Source organism: Chryseobacterium rhizoplanae, assembly GCF_900182655.1.
GTDB classification, from domain to species: Bacteria; Bacteroidota; Bacteroidia; order Flavobacteriales; family Weeksellaceae; genus Chryseobacterium; species Chryseobacterium rhizoplanae.
In genome coordinates this window covers 1178591-1196357 of the sequence record NZ_FXTC01000001.1, presented here as the reverse complement: position 1 = coordinate 1196357, position 17767 = coordinate 1178591, and the positions used below count along the sequence as shown (strand labels likewise).

Sequence of the window (17767 nt, the reverse complement as noted above, 5' to 3'; positions counted from 1 at the left end):
ACAATTGTATTTTCAACAGAAATTAATAAATTTATAAACCTAAATACTCCTTAAGGACTTATTACAAAATGTCCAATTTAGTTTGAAGACTTACAGTTGCATATAAATAATTATCACTTTGCTTTTTAAATAAATTTAATATTTTTTGAAAATTGCTTGTTTCCATTTATTTTACTACTATTGGTGTTCCTCCTATTACTACTCTAGGAATCAACATTTCTTGTTCATATTTGCTGCATCTTTATAATTTTCAGATTATAAAACCAATGAAAAACAGTGGTTTTAATTAATTTATTGTATATAAGCTTGTGCAAGAATCAACTTGGAGTAAACATTATTATTTCATTAAATTAAATTCTTTATCATCAATTTCTCTATCTAAATATCCAATAACTTTATCAAAATTTTCACTCAAATAATATATTCCATAGTATGTTTTTCCTAATAAGCTCACTAATCTTAATTTATTTCCAGTATAATTTTCCAGGTTTAAGATCAGAGTACCCATTTCATCAGACAACTTATTATTTCCTGTTCGAGTAGCAGTATATTGTCTAATTTTATATACTCCAATCAGATTTTCTCTTTCAAAATTATTACTATCACTTATCTTAACTTTATATTTTTTAATATCTCCCAAAAATTTTCTTTCTTGTTTAATCAGACTAAAAACTTCTTCAGTGGTTATCATGCTTATCTTTTTAATTAAAAACTTTGATAATAATTTTTTAATGTATTGTAAAAATTAAAATATTTTAGCTAGTGGATCTTAAGTCGTATATATTTTTTTATTAAGTCGTTATCACCAACATCTAAATATTTTTCAATATAAAAGTTATCCTTATCAAATTGAAAATATAAATCAACTAATCTGTAGCAGGAAATAATAAACCAACTTGATTCTTCTTTATTTAAGTTTGAGCTTAGAACATTAAAACTTTTTTCAAAGAAAAGTTGTTCGTGTTTTTTTAAAAAAGAATTATTAGTGTATAGAAAGTCTATATAACTGTATATAGAATATTCTTCCTTATTTTTAATAAGATCATCAATTATTTCTAAATACAATGAAAATATAAGATTTCCAACTTTTTTCACAATATCTAACTCTTTCTGAGAACTATCAAATATGTTATATAAATCTACAATATATTGTAGCCTATCATATTCTTTTGAATTATCAACAACGAAATGTGATAATTCAGTAAAAAAATTATTAGGATTGTTTAATAATATTTTTTTATAACCTTCAATCTGATCATCATCATCATTATCAATTGCTGAAATAAATAAATTAAAATTTTGCATGTTTTATTTTTTTATTGAAATAATTTGAGGTAATCCTATAATGGTTGAATTAAAAATTGCTGTGTTTCGACCATAAAAGGAAAAGTTATAATCACCATCTTCTCTCTTTTTAATAGGTAATCCTAATTGTTCACTTTGCCTCATTGTTGTTCCTCTGGCAGGAAGAGAAATATTTTTAAATATTTCATAAGTACCGCTTGGGACAGTATATTGAACAATAATATCATACTGATCAGAATATCCAAAGCTGAAACTTGCTTTTTGTGCATATTCTAATCTTCGTGTTACATATGGTCCTTCTCCCATCTCTATTCCTGACTCATTTAATCGTTGTGTTAAATATCCACCTGCTTTACTGTACTCATTATATGACATTGCTCTATAAAAATATTCAAATTCTGGCCCTGATTCATCAGCCGTTGTTGTAACAGGAATATCAATAGCACCCGTAATCGGTTTAGAATTTGCAGAAAAGCCACTATCTCCATTAAGCATTAGTGGTAAACCCCATAAGCCTAATCTTGCATAACCCGCCAATCTTGCTACAGTTGGACCAAATTCTACCGGAGGAGCAAGACCTTCAAATGTAGCAGCTCCGACAGTGAGAATACCAGCAGCAGCATGTTTACTTTTACCAAATAGCCTTCCAATGAAATTACCTATACTCTTGAAAATACCGGGCTTAGGTCCTTGTTTAGTTTCATCACCTCCACCTTGTCCGTCATTGCCCACAGCTTGCGTTGTTATCATCGCTCCACCTTCATCGCGGTAAAATAAAGGCATATTCTGTTCATTTACTGCCGCCAAACCGGTTCTCTGCATAAAGTCTGCTACTGCACTTCCCCTGGTGTATCCACCCTGTAAGTTATCTACGGTAAGTCTTCCATCTGGATCTATAAATCTTATCGGGTTATTGTTCCCGTAATGATATGGGGTAAATCTTCTGGATGCCTCTGCTAGTGGGGCTATCACGCCCCATTGTTCCAGATTCGGAGTGTACTGTCTCTATCTATAATTATATAATTTTGTTTTCTATAATCAAAATATTATTTAAATTTTTAGTTTTTCATTAAATTTAAAAAAATATAGCGTTGATTTCAACGCTATATTTTTTTACCAACATATCTTGAGCATTACCTATTTTATATTAGTTTTACTTTTTGTTTTCAATATGTTCCTTTTGTAACTCTCTTTGTTTAAAAATTCTTTCTCTACTAACCTTACCTCCATAAATAAATAAACCAAGAGTGAACATTATTATGATGAAAAAGTAATAATAGTAATTTTTATTATAATCATAATTTTCATTAAAATCCTGAAAACTCTCTTTATATAAATAGTAAGCAATGATAATACCAATAACAACACAAACAATTATGTACGGCTTTCCAGAAAGCGTTGTATAATTAATATCATAATATTGATAAATCAGGTCATAGATAGTCGTGATTAAAACAGAACATATAACTATAAAAACTAAAAAGGTAGAAAATTTTGCTAATGATTTTCCTTCTTTTCTATTATAGAAAACATAAATATGATAAAAAAGTAATCTTATAAATCTAATCATTTAAAATATAGGTTTGTCATCGTTATAATAATGTTCATAAATAGCCATACCTGCAAAATAACCTAGAGATACCCAGGCTGTGGCAGGAAAGAATCCGGCAACTCCCATTACCCCATCAACAATGGCTCTCGTACCAGAGATATTACCTTGTCTATATTGATAAGCGGTATTCATTAAACCTAAAGCCCCAACAACTTTTCCTGCAATACCAAGAACTCTTGAAGTATTCCCTAATGCTTTGGCAGAAAAAGGTAATCTTGTACTTATAGTTTCTGCAAAAATACGGCTTTTTGCTATATTAGAAGGTATATTCCAATTTGTCAATCCTTTTTCGGCAATTGTAGACCCAGCCTGTATAATACCTGCAAAAGCTGATACTTCTCTAGGATGGCTTTGAATCCAGTTAAAGCCTCTGTCTACTAATTCTCCATAGGCTATAGGGTTGTAATTAGCAATTTTTGCTTTATGTATTCCTCCGAGATCTATGTCTGAATAGATATCATCACCCATTCTATAAGCATCCTGGGTAGCAGTACCCGTATACCATGTCAGCTCAGTATCACCGAAGCTCAGTCCAGACATTCTCCCTCCATCTTTGAAATAATTAAATATAGATACTGCTGCTTTTCCAATAAATGTAAAACTGCCTCCGCCACCTTGGCCATCATTTCCCAAAGCATTGGTTCTTATCATCATTCCTCCTTCATTGCGGTAAAATAATGGCATATCCTGTTCATTTCCAACCATGCCAGTTCTTTGCATAAAATCTGCAACCGCACTTCCCGTACTATATCCTCCTTGCAGGTTATCTACCGTAAGTCTTCCATCCGGATCGATAAACCTTATCGGGTTGTTGTTTCCATAATGGTAAGGGGTAAATCTTCTGGATGCTTCTGCTAGTGGATCAATGACTCCCCACCTACCTAAATCCGGCAAGTACATTCTTGCTCCGTAATCAAACATCTCTGTTTCCTGAAGCTCTTTACCATTGTATTTATAACTGTAAAAACTTCCGAAACCTGCAGTACTGAATGATCCTGAGATATGGTTCAGCCCGAAGTTCTTTACAGTTATATTTTAAATTATAGTATTGATTTTCAATACTATAATTTATTAGCTATCTGTTCGGAATATTAAACCTTATTTCACATTTTCAATCTTGAAACCAACATTTGTGAATTTCTCATAAAAGTCACTAAATAAAATATTGTTTGAAAAATTTTTTTCAAAATTTTTATATCCCCTTATTTTTAAAATTGGCATATTTTCTCTTTGATTTAACGATTCTTTGATGCTAACTAAACAGTCTCTAAAAGAATGGAATTCAGTACCAAAATAACCGAACGAAGTAAAAAAAGATTTTCCAATTTCATAATATACATCTAAATCAATTTGTACATTTGATAGATCAATAATTATTGTTGAGTTTCTATTATCTATATTCTCTTTTACTCCACCTAGTAAAACACATCCTCTTAAATAATAATATTTTTGTTTATCAGTTAGATCATACCATTTTATTTTTCCTTTTTGATCAGTAAGTAGTTTAAAATTATCAATATATCCTTGATCATATATTCCTAATGGATCATTGAGAATTCCTGATATGATAATTTCTTTTGTATTAATTGTAATATCAGAAGTATTAAAGGCATAGTCATTTTTAAAAGTTTTAAAAGAAACTCTAATAATTAAATCTTTCTGTAATAGTTTTCCAAATTGTAAATTGATAAATTTAATATATTCTCTCCGTATGATTATTTTATCAAAATCTTTTTTATAAATCAATTTTATATAGCTTGTCGTAAGCAATAATTGTTCTTCTAATAAAAGTTCTATTTTCATTTTACTGCCGAACTTGTCGGTAAATTTATAATTTTTGTATAATCATGATCAATAACTAGCCCCCACTTCCCATCAGGATGTTGAACAATTCTGCTGCTATTTAATCCAACAGAGCCAGGGACATCTTTTATTTTCCACTCTAATGATCCAACCCATTTGGGGCTTATTCCTGATCTATTTTGAGTTACAGCATGTACTCCAAATTCATCAAGTTGTTTTACCCCTCTCCCTGCTAAAATTTCAACCCAATCTTCTGTTACACTTTTTGGAAGGTTTTGTGGGTCAATTCTTTTCGGGCCAGCTCCCCAGATTTTTGACATTGCTCCTCTAGACAGAGCTTTCCTTTCCAATCCCTCAGCAGCAGCCTCCGGATTAATAAAGATCATAGCTGCCATACCAACATTCTCTCTTTCCTCAGCATAGTCTCCTACCCCCATATTTCCAATTGCTGAGTAAGGATCTGTGCTGTTAAACAACAAAGCACTAACAATTTGCCATGCACTAATCTCGTTTGAAAACTGTTTTTCTGAAATTTGTTCAGCAGGGCCAACTTCTACTTTATTTTTATTGTTATTCCTACCAAATAGCCTTCCAATGAAATTACCTATATTCTTTAAAATACCGGGTTTAGGTCCTTGTTTAGTTTCATCACCACCACCTTGTCCGTCATTTCCCACAGCTTCCGTTGTTATCATGGCTCCGCCTTCATCACGGTAGAATAACGGCATATTCTGTTCATTTCCTGCCAACCCAGTTCTTTGCAGAAAATCTGCTACTGCACTTCCTCTGGTATATCCACCCTGTAAGTTATCTACAGTAAGTCTTCCATCTGGATCGATAAACCTTATTGGGTTATTATTTCCATAATGGTAAGGGGTAAATCTTCTGGATGTTTCTGCTAGTGGATCAATAACTCCCCATCTTCCTAAATCCGGCAAGTACATTCTTGCTCCGTAATCAAACATCCCTGTTTCCTGAAGCTCTTTACCATTATATTTATAAGAGTAATAACCTCCAAAACCAGATGTGCTGAATATTCCCGAAATATGGTTGAGACCAAACGGATAATAATTGTTGGTGTCTGTCACTTCAAGAGCTCCTTCGCTGTTTTTTGCAAAACTTATCTGGTTGAACTACGTTCACAGCCTTCGTCAAAGCTAATCTTTCACTTATCTGTCAAGATGATCTCTATATTGGTTTCTCTAGAATAGAAAAAGAGAAGAAAAACCACTACAAAAGCAGTGGTTTTTTTGTTTTACTCACGGACACGCACAATATGCCTGCGCCAGTGGGTTAAGTTTTGAAATATTGCTCTAAATATTAATATCCTCAGGATTATTAAGATTACAGTCAACTATAATTACATTTTTATTTACTAATTCATTTAGATGTTGAAAGATTTTTTTCAAATTATCAATCAAAAACTCAAATGATATCATATGGAAACCAACATTGCTAATAACGATATTATCTTTTTTTCCATCGATTAATAATTTTAGTAAAATTATGTGTAATTTACCTAAGGTATCATCTACTCTAATTTCAATACCTGTTAATTGATTAAATAAATTAATTAACTTAATTCTCTCATTCTTCCTAATTTCATCGTAAAAATAACCTATTTTTAGAGCATTATCATAGGCAAAATTAACGAAAACATAATCATTCATATCCTTTAAGGTTTGTAACTCCTTTGAATTAATTATAGATACTCTGTTCATTATCTTGTTGGTTTTACAGGGAATTTATGTACTTTTTCATTACCTTCTTTGTTTAAATACAAAATCATCATTGTTTTCTAACTTATTTACATACCAAGTTTCAAAATTATTTAATTTCAAGAGATCAATTTTTTCTATAATATTAAGATTTTTTGATTCATTTTGCACAAAAACGAATGTTTTTTCATGTGTTTTGGCAATATTTATTAACTCTTTTAAGATTAACTTTGTACTTTCAAAAGATATTCCCATTGTCCCAATTATAAAAATATCATGGCTTTCAATCTCATTGATAATTGCATAAACTAACTGATTAAATACATCAATAATTTCTTGAGGTTTAATAAATTCTAAATTGTATTTTTTAATTAATTTTTTGTATTTCTCAATAGATAAATCCTTATCATTTATATATTCTGAAATTTTAATAGAATTATAAAAAGGTAAATTAATGTAAAAGATTTTTTCTGATTGATGTAATTTGTCTTCTTGTAATAAGTAATTATTAAAAATTACGTATACACTTCCAATTTCTAAATTGATATTTTTATTGAAAAGCATTATTTGTTTATACATTATTTTTTATTTTACAGGTAGTTTATAAACTTTATAATTGTCTATTAGAGGATTTCTTCTTATAAAGTTTCCCTTATTGATTATTTCCTCAACATATTTAAAATTACCACTTTCTATCCCATGCTGAATAGCCGCATTCATTCTATGATTTCCATCTGTTAAGATATATTTCCCTTCATAGATATATCCCGCACCTCCTGTAGGTTTGTAAGTACCATTTGACATTTGTTCAAAATATTCGGCAACTTTTGCAGGATTAATTCCTCTTTGAGTACTTAAAATACCATTTGCTTCTGCTTCGGCAGCAATCTTTGATGTCATAGAAACCTCTTCTGCAGCAGCTATAGTCTTTCCATAACCACCAAACATCAATCCGCCACCGCTTCCTTCATCTTGTAGTATCTCCATATGAGAACTGTTCACATTTCTGGCAAATCTGTCAAGCCAGCTTTCACCTGCATGGTATGATGGATTATCTCTCCATGTCCTATATTGTTCTAATGGGCTTTCACCATTGGCGTTTACATTAGCATTTCTAATAAGTCCAAACAATGCTGTTTGTTGAACCCTTTCTACTTGCCCAACTTCTAGCCTTACTACTTTTTTCTTTCCCCCAAACAGCCAACTTATAAATCTTTCTATAACTCCGGGACCTGTACTGCTTCTGGGAGTAGGTCCGCTTCCACCACCTTGTCCTTCATTCCCTAAGGCTTCAGTTCTTATCATCGCTCCACCCTCATTACGGTAGAATAAAGGCATATTTCTTTCATCTGAACTTAAGCCGGTTCTGTACATAAAATCTGCAACCGCACTTCCCGTACTATATCCTCCTTGCAGGTTATCTACTGTGAGTCTTCCATCAGGGTCTATAAACCTTATCGGGTTATTGTTCCCGTAATGGTATGGTGTAAACCTTCTGGATGCTTCTGCTAGCGGGTCTATCACGCCCCATCTTCCAAGATCTGGCATGTACATTCTTGCTCCATAGTCAAACATTCCTGTTTCCTGAAGCTCTTTACCATTATATTTGTAAGAATAATAACTTCCGAAACCGGATGTGCTAAACATTCCTGAAATATGATTGAGCCCGAACGGATAATAATTGTTGGTATCTGTCACTTCAAGAGCGCCTTCGCTGTTTTTCGCAAAACTTATCCTGGTATTTCCAAGATGATCTCTGTACTGGTAAATATAACGGTTTTCTGTGAAACTGTATACTCCTTCTGCAGTAGGTACAAAATCTAATTTCCAAATTCCCTCTCCGGGAAGTATAATTCCGGAAATTCCTTTATATGCCTGCTGTTCATAGGCGTTTTCTGTTCTGCAAGTTATACATATCCCGCCTCCTTCAGAATAACTATACTGGAAACCATCCAGATAGTCGGTTACAGTAGTACTTGTTGATCCCCGTAATGGAGTCGTTGAAAACGTTTTTCTAAGCTTGCTGCCATCAGCACGGTAAAGATAATTTATAGTACTGCTAAAGGTTCCTCCAAGCGGAACTGTCTGCTGGATTGTATAATTATCGGAAAGATTCAGGTAGTTATATCCAATAGACTGAATACCCTTATCCAACATATCTTTCATATTACCGTTCAGGTCATAGGTAATAGGGTTATTTCCTCCTTCGTATCCCGTATCATTCAATGCGTTTTCTGTAACTTTCGTTAAACGGTTTCCTGTATATTGATAGGTAAGATCATCTACAAGAGTAGAAGTATTTCCTGATACCGGAAAAGCATTTCTTTTGAGAGTCGCAATATTTCCGTTGAGATCGTAGGTTAGATTCTCATTATAATTGTTGTTATAAGGATTGGTAGCATTCGGCTCCGTATAGATTGCATCTTTCAGCCTGTTAAGAACATCATAGGAATATGAATATCTTTTCAACACATCTTCGGATGAATTCTTCCAGTCTATTTCTGCAATATTACCATTAAACTTCCCGGCAGCAATGTTGGTATAAACAGGATTCTGGTACTTTATTTCATAGCCAAAAAGTTTTCCGTTCAGATTCGCAGGATCATTGATTTTAGTAATCCACCCTCTGATGTTATAGGTATAATCTACAACCTGAAGAGGAGAAGCTGCGGAAGTTCCGCCCACTTTTTTAGATTGCAGTTGAGAAAGCTCATTATACTTATTCTGGTTCAGAATTTCGGGTGTGTTGCTGTCTACCTGATGGGTGTGGGTAAGCAGTCTGTTTTGGTTGTCATAAGTGAAAACTTCAGTAATAACTCTCTCCATATCGGTATTGAGTCTTTTATGATAAGTTTTTACTTGAAGCGGTACTCCAGCAAAATCAAGTTCAGATTCTGTTCTCGTATAGCCTCCAAGATGGTTAATTGAATATCCTCCAACAGGTCTTCCTTTGGTGTCATAGTAGCTATAACTTTTCGTCCAGCTGTCATCCTCTATATTTTTTACCAGGCTCATTACAGGAAGAGCCCTTGTGCTTAGATTTCCCGTAAGGTTATCCGTTAAGACAGGTTTTCCAAAAATTGTTGATGGAAATGCAGGATTAAAGCTGTATTCGGGATAGGTATCATAATAATTAACGCTTAAAATCTGAGTAACCCCGGTAGGAGTCGAAAGATTAGTATAATATACCGGCATGCTGTTTATGGTTAGTCCTGCCGCTGCTGTTCTGGTTTCATATAGATTAGTGTTCACATTGGCACTGTTTTGCATTGATGCCCTGCTGGCAGCATTATTGGTGATTCCTGTGTACACAACTCTTCCAAATTGATCATATTTGGTAAAAAGCCATTGCCCTTTTTCTTTAAGGACCGTATCCTGCGTTAGAATAAGCCGATCAGCTTTATTATACACCATGTATTCCCATCCTTTTCCGGGAATTTTCTTTTCTGCCAGTCTGCCCTTATTATCATATTTATACTGATAGCAGAGATCATCCAGAATCTGCTGCGTTACAACATTGTTATTGGAGGTAATCTGAGCCTCTGCTTTTGGAGAAATGACATAGATAAGCTGGCCATAATCGTTGTAAAGATAATAGGTATCTGCATTTTCAGTTGCGGTAATTACTTTTCTTACCAGAACGGTTTGTCCCAATCCATTGGTAAATTCAATGGTTTTATTACCATCTTCATCAGTTCCTGAAGTTTTTACCAATACTTTTTCATTGTAAAAAGAAACGGTAGGAACAGAAGAAACTGCAATGGTGCTGACCCATGAATTGGTAAATGAGAACTTCTTTACCTTATCTGAGTTTTTGTTGATTTCATAGGCTGCTTTTCGGGTATGACCTGAATTCATAGCCCACTCAGCTCCAGGGCTTGCAGTTTCAAGAACTCTCGCTAAAGGAGAAGCTTCCAGTTTTTGTTCGGAATACGCGTTGGGAACTCCGTAATAAGCATTGGCTGTGGCTTCAGAAACATTCTGTATTCCAAGATTGGAAGTGGGCATTGGAACCGGTAAAATACTTCTGGTTTGTCTTCCCAGCTGATCATAGGTAACAGGCATTACAATATCCTGTCCCAAGGGAGTCGATTTTACCTGAATGGTCTGCTTAGGCCGTCCCAAACCATCAAAATATTGTATAGTCTCTGATTTTTTACTGCCATTTTCAGAGAGTGTTACTTTGCTGTATACATAGTTCTCTGTCGTGGTCTGTGCACCAGCAGCAAGAGAAAGTGCCAGAGCGAAAACTGAAAAACACTTTTTCATCTTCAGTTTTCCAGTATAGAGTATGTTTATATTGTTTTTCATCAGTTAGTTTTTGTTGTTGTACTGGTATTCTTTCACCGTAATTCCTTCATTGTTGATGACTTTCTGAAGCCTGTTAAAAGAATCATACTGATATTTTGCCATCATTCCATTAGGTGAAATCGTAGTGGTCATTCCGATCATTGGGTCATAGGTGTAGGCAGTAATCACGAAATTTTTAAGAGCAGTATCTTTTCTGAAGGTGTTCAGTGCATTCATCAGTGCTGTTTCTTTTGCCGCTTCATTAGCCGGAGTGGCATCAGCATCTTCATTAGAGGCATTGATAATGGTTGTGATAAGTGCTGCCGGAATATCCGATAGTTTTGCACCTTCTATCTTAGCAATCGGCATGGTTTTGTTATATCCCCAGATGATAGTAGTCGGAATTCCTCCTGTAGAAGCATCTGCCGTATTTGGAAATGCTCTGTACTGAACAAGATTTCCTTTGTCATCATAAATATCATTCACCGCATTTTTAAAGGACTGGGTAAGATCATCAGGCAAAAATCCGATTACTGAAGTTGGATATAAATGGGAAGTATCATCATAGCGGGTTTCTGTTTTAGAAAGGGTAGCTCCATTTTTTTTGGATTCAGTAGTAATTACTCTGTCTCTGATTCCTGCTGCAAATAAGCGAATTGCAACCTGCTTTGGATATTTATAATTTTCTTCCAGAATATCTCCTTCAGGAGTAATGGTCTTTTTGCCTGTAATATTAAGGTTTATGGTTTCTCTTGTAGACTCTATTGTTGAAGAAATAGCATCCTGGCCTACAAAAGAAGTAGTGGTATTGGTCTGCTTCGTCACAATAGAATTTTTTACCGGAAAACCTGAATTAGTATTATCATCAAGAGAATATGGTAATCCTGTTGGAGTTAATTCATATATGTTTTCTTCTTTTGTCACTATGTTATTGCTGGCATCAAAAATTTCTTTTTTATCCAAAAGACCATTAATCAGTATATTATAGTGAGAGAAATTAGTGGAAGCGTTTTGGTTATCAGGATGATCCATTAAAGTTTTAAAATAATATCTGGCATATCCTTTATTCTGACCAATGGTTTCTTTCACATTTTTATAAACAACGGTATTGTCTTTAAGCCAGACAGCAGCGCCACTTGTTTTAGAGTTGTCATCAAACTGCTGGTAAGAATAATAACGGGTTTCAGAATCTACAGGGATTCCATTTTCAAGAAATTCTATTTTTTTGATTCTAAATCCACTTGTTGTTGTATAGTTGGGAAGCGGAATCGATCTGTATCTGATTCTTTTGATGGTAACATTACCACCGCCACCTGTTCCTGATATTTTGAAAGTGTTGGTTCCGGGCATAAATTTCTTATTCCAGTCACTTCCTATCACTCCGGAGGTCAGTTCAGCAGCTAAACTAGGGATTGTCCCGGGTTCCCATACCGGAGAATCTGTATAATAAGCACCTACATTGAGACAGTATACCAAATAGCTTGCTCCCTCAGAATTATCTGGATTAGGAGGAAGATTGAAGGTATAAGTATCTGTAAAATGGGTGTCAAAATTAAAGGTTCCTACGTCTTCCAATACTTGGGCATCATGGTCCATATATTCAGAAGGATTGATATATTGTTCATCAGAATTAGACAATGGGTCAAATATATGGGTCTTTTTAACTTCATACTGGTTGGGTTCAAATTCATAGCGGGTCTGGCCTCCAGTAGGATATTTTATGGTATTCAATAGCCCTACTTTCAAATATCTTTCACCTCCTGGCCCGTTGAGACACAGACAATCAAGCCCAGCCCAGTTATTTTCTGAAGAAGGCAATTCTGTATACTCAAAACTGGTTTTTTCAAATTGGGAAGAAGTTCCATATTTTTGTATAGAGCTAAGTTTCCTTTTTTCATTGAAAACCAATTCTCCCAAATCTAATGGGCAAGTTGAAGGAGCCGGATCTGTATACATAAAAACACCTCCCTCATTTTGCAGGGTATATTTCTGGATCACTTTCCCGGCTTTGTTTTTCAAGACCACGGTGTGCAGTTGATAAGGATCTGAAACCTTTTTTCTGAGAGCTTCATCAAAATTGTAACTGAATTCTATAGACCCAAAATCCGGTGAAGTCACTTTGCTGACTTTTAAACTTTTTATAGAAAGAGATTCAAGACTAGGAACATAACTGTCCTCTATATAATCGAATAGTAATGACTCATTCTGATGAACGTCTTTTATCTTTGTAAGGTAATAAGTTGAAGCATAAGATCTGTAAATTTGCGATTTTTTGAAAATATTCTGGTCTTTATTATTGAAAAAATAGGTATTTCCTGATGGATCAACAACCTTAAAAGTATCATCATCCATATAGGTGAAATCCAGATTAGTCTCAGTAAGAGGGCGTATATATTTCCCTAATTGCGGATCGTTCTTTAACAAGAATTTTCCGTTAAATCCCATAAAGGAATAATAATAGGTTGCTGAAGGTTCGTTTTCATTTCCCAGAGCTGTTGCTCTGTAAATAAGACAGCTTGTTCCATATAAAGACCAGCCAAGGCCTACATCGGAAGCTCTGCTGGTTTTAGCAGAATTGTTGGGATGATAAGATATTCCTACATTGATTCCTATTCCCGGGTTATGGGTAGCCAGCGCAAAGAAAGGGATATTAATATCCGGAACTCCCGTAGATAATGAGATTGGAGCATTGATGAAGCTCTTTATCGATGTAGCAGAAGGCGCAGAGGTGAAGCTTTCACCTGATGAACCTTGTGAAAATAACACTCCTGAACAAAAAGTAAGCAGGAATACTATGATCTTATGTTTTTTTCTCATGATGTTATTTCTTGATTAATTTGGCATTCGCCGTTTTATTAGTATCAGTTTTTATAGTGATCAAGTAAGCACCCTGAACCAAAGGCTGGGTATTAATCTTGGTTACTTTGTTTTTAGTTGTAAGACTTTGAAGCTGTCTTCCACTCATATCATACAATAGAATATCTGCTTCTTTAAAACCTTGTCCTGAGCCTGTCGAAGGATCAAAACCGATTTCTACATAAGCATAATCAGATACTGGATTTGGATAAATTTTGATGTCGTATTTTTCAATCAACTGATCAACCTGTTTATCTCCCAGCTTTATAATCTTCCAGTTCTCTTTACCAAGCTCTTCTGCACTGGTTCCTGCTAATACAATAGAACCATCTCTATTCAGCTTTAAGTCAGAAAGTCTTTCTTCTTTTTGTCTGGATTCTCCTTTGACATGTTTTCTCCACTGTTCATTTCCATTAGTATCAAGGTATAACATCCAAAAAGTTTCATCATCCGTTTGTATTCTTCCTTCTGCCTGGGTATAGCCTCCCAGCAGAATGCCTTTAGACTTCGAGCTTCCATCTTCCTGCTTCCCGCTTATTACACTCATACTCATTAGGATATCACGGTTTTTGAAATTATAGGATTTCTGCCACTGTTCATCACCTCTTTCATTTAAAGAAATCAGCCAAAGGTCTGTTCCTTCTTCTAATCCAACCGTTTTATTCCCTGATCTTTCTGATCTGGACTCTCCACCGATAATAAAGCCGTTTGAAGTCAAAGCTAGTGTTCTGATGTGATCATCTCCTTTCCCTCCAAAGTTCTTTTCCCATTCTACTTTTCCGTTTTTGTCTAACTTTACAATCCAGTAGTCGCCCTCGCCGAAATTTTCAGTTTGTTTCGAGTTTCGGGATACAGGATTCGAGTTTTGACTGTTTGACACGGAACCCGTATCTCGCATCCCGAAACTTCTGGAATAAATTCCCAACAATACACCTCCATCTCTCGTTGGAATCATTTTCTCCACTTCATCTAAGCCTTTTCCGCCTAGAATTAATTGGGAAAGTTCTTTTCCGTTTTTATCCAATCTTGTAATCCAGACATCTTTGGAACCGTAACCTTTTGCAGCGTTTTGGACATTACCGGCAACAAAGAATCCCAAATCGGTACTCTGAATAACAGATCTGGCTTCTTCGTCGGAAGAACTTCCTAAAGTCTTTTGCCACAATTCATCACCAAATTCATTAATTCTAATTAACCAAATGTCTGAGCCACCTTTAGAATCCTCCTTTTTATCAAGTCCTTTTCCTGAATACGATGAACCAGTGATCAGAAAACCACCGTCCTGAGTAGTGACAGTTGAAGATAGATAGTCGTGATTGTTTCCTGAAAAATATTTCTCAAAAACCTGTTCTCCCTGCTGATTCAGTTTTATCAAGTGGAAATCATAACCATTGTTCTGCTTACTTCCAGCTTCCCGCTTCCTGACTGTATAGAACTTCCGGTGATCAAATATTGCTGATCGATGGTTGGGGTTACCTGGCTTAGAAAATCCTGGGTAGAGGACTTAATGTCTTTCTGCCATACCACTTCCTGGGCATTCATACCCAGGGCTGTACATAAGAAAAATGCACTGAGAGAGATTTTTTTCATTCTCGTGTTTTTTTCTGAGTTAGTAATTAGTTTATTAAAACTGCGCGAATTTAACATTTTTTAAGACACGAAAATAACTTTAGTGTGGTATGCTGTAAATCATACTATTTATTATTAAATCCTCTTTATTTATATTGAAATTTATTTTATTCTGGTGTAAAATTATCTTCTGACAGCGACAGAGCATGTCGTATTAAAAATTAAATGTCTGAGCCCCCAAAAGTAGCAATAGACATTATGAAAAGAAAAAGTACCATATCTGATGATACGGTACTTATGTTTGAAACCATTAAATAAATTTATTATTGGTTTCTTTTAAATTGAACTGTATTTATATTGTATTTGAGTGTTTTATGAATTAACTGTGATGTTTTGATTGGAAACGGCAAATGCTACGGCAGCATCTACATGAATCTGGATGGTATCAAATACAGGAACAGCAACATCTTCCTGTTTGATCAGAAGCGGAATTTCTGTGCAGCCTAAAATAATTCCCTCTGCTCCACGGTCTATAAGCTCCTGAATAATCTTCAGGTAATTTTTTTTAGTTTCAGGATTAATGATTCCTCTGCTTAACTCATTTCTTAAAATATCCTCAATATAATCTCTGTCTTCACTTCTCTCAGGAATAAGAGGTTCCAAGCCGCCTTCTATCAGTTTATCCTTATAAAAATCCAGCTCCATTGTATAGCTTGTTCCTAATAAACCGATTTTCTTTAATCCTTTCTGTTGAACAGCATTGGCTGTAGCCGTTGTAATATGAATGAGCGGTAATCCTATCTGTTTCTCAATCCTGTCTGCAACAATATGGGCTGTATTGGCACAAAGCACAATAGCTTCTGCTCCGGATTTTTTTAAATTTTCGGCAGCATTATACAAAAGTTCAAAAGTTGCATCCCAGTCGTAATCCGCATTAAATTGCTGAAAATGGTTAAAGTTGACAGAATAAATAATACATTCCGCAAAATTCAATCCGCCCAGTTGCTGATTAACTCCTTCATTCAGAAGACGGTAGTAATCCAAAGTTGAAGCCCAGCTGATGCCTCCTACCAATCCTAGTTTTTTCATATTCTTCTTATTTTTTTGTTCAGTAAAAGTAGATATCTTTGCTGTGTTGTAACAGATACAAAAAATGAATATATTAGTATAACAGATGAGCGATTTTCAATACATAGCATTGGCGGATAAGTTTGAGCTTTCCATTAATAACGGAACGTATCCCGTTGGTGCTAAGCTTCCATCATTACGCAGTATCCGGCAGCAGTTTAAAATAAGTGTTGGGACTATTCTGAAAGCTTTCACTCTATTGGAAGATAAGGGATTGGTAGCAGGAAAAGAAAGGTCGGGGTTTGTTGTGCTCCGTACCTCAGTTTCTTCTGTAAATCTGCCAAAACAGGCGGAAAACAATACGCTTGCTCAAAAGATAGCAATCGGGAAAGTGTTACAGGAAGTATCATTTCCGGATTCAGAAAATAAATCTTATGTTTCATTTTTTAATGCCGTTTTACATCCGGACCTTCTGCCTTTTAATGCTTTACGGAGAAGTTTGCAGCAGGCTTCCAGAGATTTAACAGGACAGCATTTACAGTATGAACCTGCTGCGGGAAATAGTCAGTTGAGAACCGAAATTGCTCGCAGGTCTTTCCTTTGGCAGGGTAATCTTTCAGCTGATGATGTGATTGTCACCAATGGCGCATTGGAAGCTGTCAGTTTATGTCTGCGTGCTGTAACAAAAGCGGGTGATACTGTACTTGTGCAGTCCCCCATCTACCATGGTATCTTGCAGGCAATAGAAAGTCTTGATCTCAAAGTCATTGAATTCTCAGGTTGCCCTTTAACTGGAATCAATATTCAGGAATTGGAAGAAATCTGCAGCACACAAAAGATTTCAGCATGTCTGTTACTTTCAAATTTTAATAATCCAAATGGTATTACTTTAAACAATGAAGAGAAATCAGCAATAGCCGCTTTTGCTGAAAGAATGCAGGTTCCGGTCATAGAAGATGATATTTATGGGGATTTACATTTTCAGTCACAGCGTCCAACAACTATAAAAAGTTATGATGAGCATGGCTGGGTGATGCTTTGCTCCTCTTTTTCCAAATCGGCTGCGCCTGGTTACAGAATCGGCTGGTGTGCTGCAGGACGGTTTTCAGAGCAGGTGGTCAAATTAAAAGCCGTTACTAATGTTGCTACGGCAAGCATTGTACAATCCTCTTTGTTACAGCTACTGAAAACAGGAGCTTATGATCGTCATCTGCGTAAACTTAGACCTGAACTGCATAGATTGATGCTATTGACGATTCAGACGATAGAAAAATATTTCCCGGATGATATCCGGATGAGCCGGCCTGAAGGAGGTCTGGTAGTATGGATAGAGCTGCCTGCCCATATTGATGCATTTGAACTTCAGAAAAAAGCCATTGATCAGTTTGTAAATTTTGCTCCGGGACCGCTGTTTTCCAATAATGGAGATTACAGAAATTATATCCGGATCAGCTGCAATAATGTTTGGAATGATAAAGTAGAAAATGCCCTGAAAAGGTTAGGTGATATTATAAAAAACATGTAAATAAATCACAAAAAACAAGGC

The 17767-nt window shown here is 35.1% G+C and carries 15 protein-coding genes; 1 reads left to right on the top strand and 14 read right to left on the bottom strand.

The annotated features are described in order from the left end of the window. Positions 1-337: 337 nt before the first annotated feature. The 14 genes from FN817_RS05250 to FN817_RS05190 all read right to left on the bottom strand — a co-directional run bounded on the left by FN817_RS05250 (position 338) and on the right by FN817_RS05190 (position 16242). Positions 338-691 (bottom strand): enoyl-CoA hydratase, encoded by a 354-nt coding sequence (locus FN817_RS05250; RefSeq protein WP_142717026.1) that lies wholly within the window; start codon positions 689-691, stop codon positions 338-340. A gap of 68 nt (positions 692-759) precedes the next feature. Next, positions 760-1305 (bottom strand): hypothetical protein, encoded by a 546-nt coding sequence (locus FN817_RS05245; RefSeq protein WP_142717025.1) that lies wholly within the window; start codon positions 1303-1305, stop codon positions 760-762. A 3-nt stretch (positions 1306-1308) separates the two neighbouring features. Beyond that, entirely contained in the window at positions 1309-2277 is a 969-nt protein-coding gene (locus FN817_RS05240; RefSeq protein WP_142717024.1) for a hypothetical protein, read from the bottom strand. A 181-nt stretch (positions 2278-2458) separates the two neighbouring features. Beyond that, the gene (locus FN817_RS05235; RefSeq protein WP_142717023.1) at positions 2459-2875 is read right to left on the bottom strand and encodes a hypothetical protein; all 417 of its coding nucleotides are present in this window, start codon (positions 2873-2875) and stop codon (positions 2459-2461) included. Further along, positions 2876-3919: an RHS repeat-associated core domain-containing protein gene (locus FN817_RS05230; RefSeq protein ID WP_228451486.1), complete on the bottom strand. Its 1044-nt coding sequence runs from the start codon at positions 3917-3919 to the stop codon at positions 2876-2878. It lies immediately after the preceding gene. A 96-nt stretch (positions 3920-4015) separates the two neighbouring features. After that, the gene (locus FN817_RS05225; RefSeq protein ID WP_142717021.1) at positions 4016-4720 is read right to left on the bottom strand and encodes a hypothetical protein; all 705 of its coding nucleotides are present in this window, start codon (positions 4718-4720) and stop codon (positions 4016-4018) included. After that, positions 4717-5808 (bottom strand): RHS repeat-associated core domain-containing protein, encoded by a 1092-nt coding sequence (locus tag FN817_RS05220; protein ID WP_228451479.1) that lies wholly within the window; start codon positions 5806-5808, stop codon positions 4717-4719. Before FN817_RS05220 ends, FN817_RS05225 begins: the two co-directional genes overlap by 4 nt. 225 nt (positions 5809-6033) lie before the next feature. Beyond that, positions 6034-6441 (bottom strand): hypothetical protein, encoded by a 408-nt coding sequence (locus FN817_RS05215; RefSeq protein WP_142717019.1) that lies wholly within the window; start codon positions 6439-6441, stop codon positions 6034-6036. A 39-nt stretch (positions 6442-6480) separates the two neighbouring features. Next, entirely contained in the window at positions 6481-7017 is a 537-nt protein-coding gene (locus FN817_RS05210; protein ID WP_142717018.1) for a hypothetical protein, read from the bottom strand. A gap of 6 nt (positions 7018-7023) precedes the next feature. Next, positions 7024-10749, bottom strand: coding sequence for a DUF6443 domain-containing protein (locus FN817_RS05205; protein ID WP_142717017.1), 3726 nt, complete (start codon positions 10747-10749; stop codon positions 7024-7026). Positions 10750-10752: 3 nt separating this feature from the next. After that, entirely contained in the window at positions 10753-13545 is a 2793-nt protein-coding gene (locus FN817_RS05200) for a hypothetical protein (protein ID WP_142717016.1), read from the bottom strand. A 4-nt stretch (positions 13546-13549) separates the two neighbouring features. Continuing rightward, the gene (locus FN817_RS05195) at positions 13550-14959 is read right to left on the bottom strand and encodes a T9SS type A sorting domain-containing protein (RefSeq protein WP_228451478.1); all 1410 of its coding nucleotides are present in this window, start codon (positions 14957-14959) and stop codon (positions 13550-13552) included. Beyond that, the gene (locus FN817_RS23370; protein WP_228451477.1) at positions 14956-15174 is read right to left on the bottom strand and encodes a hypothetical protein; all 219 of its coding nucleotides are present in this window, start codon (positions 15172-15174) and stop codon (positions 14956-14958) included. The genes FN817_RS05195 and FN817_RS23370 overlap by 4 nt, the downstream gene beginning before the upstream one ends. A gap of 351 nt (positions 15175-15525) precedes the next feature. Beyond that, on the bottom strand, positions 15526-16242 hold the full coding sequence (locus FN817_RS05190) for an aspartate/glutamate racemase family protein (RefSeq protein WP_142717015.1): 717 nt from the start codon (positions 16240-16242) through the stop codon (positions 15526-15528). A gap of 85 nt (positions 16243-16327) precedes the next feature. Here FN817_RS05190 and FN817_RS05185 point away from each other — a divergent pair, with 85 nt between their 5' ends. Then, on the top strand, positions 16328-17746 hold the full coding sequence (locus tag FN817_RS05185) for an aminotransferase-like domain-containing protein (RefSeq protein ID WP_142717014.1): 1419 nt from the start codon (positions 16328-16330) through the stop codon (positions 17744-17746). The last annotated feature ends 21 nt before the right edge of the window (positions 17747-17767 follow it).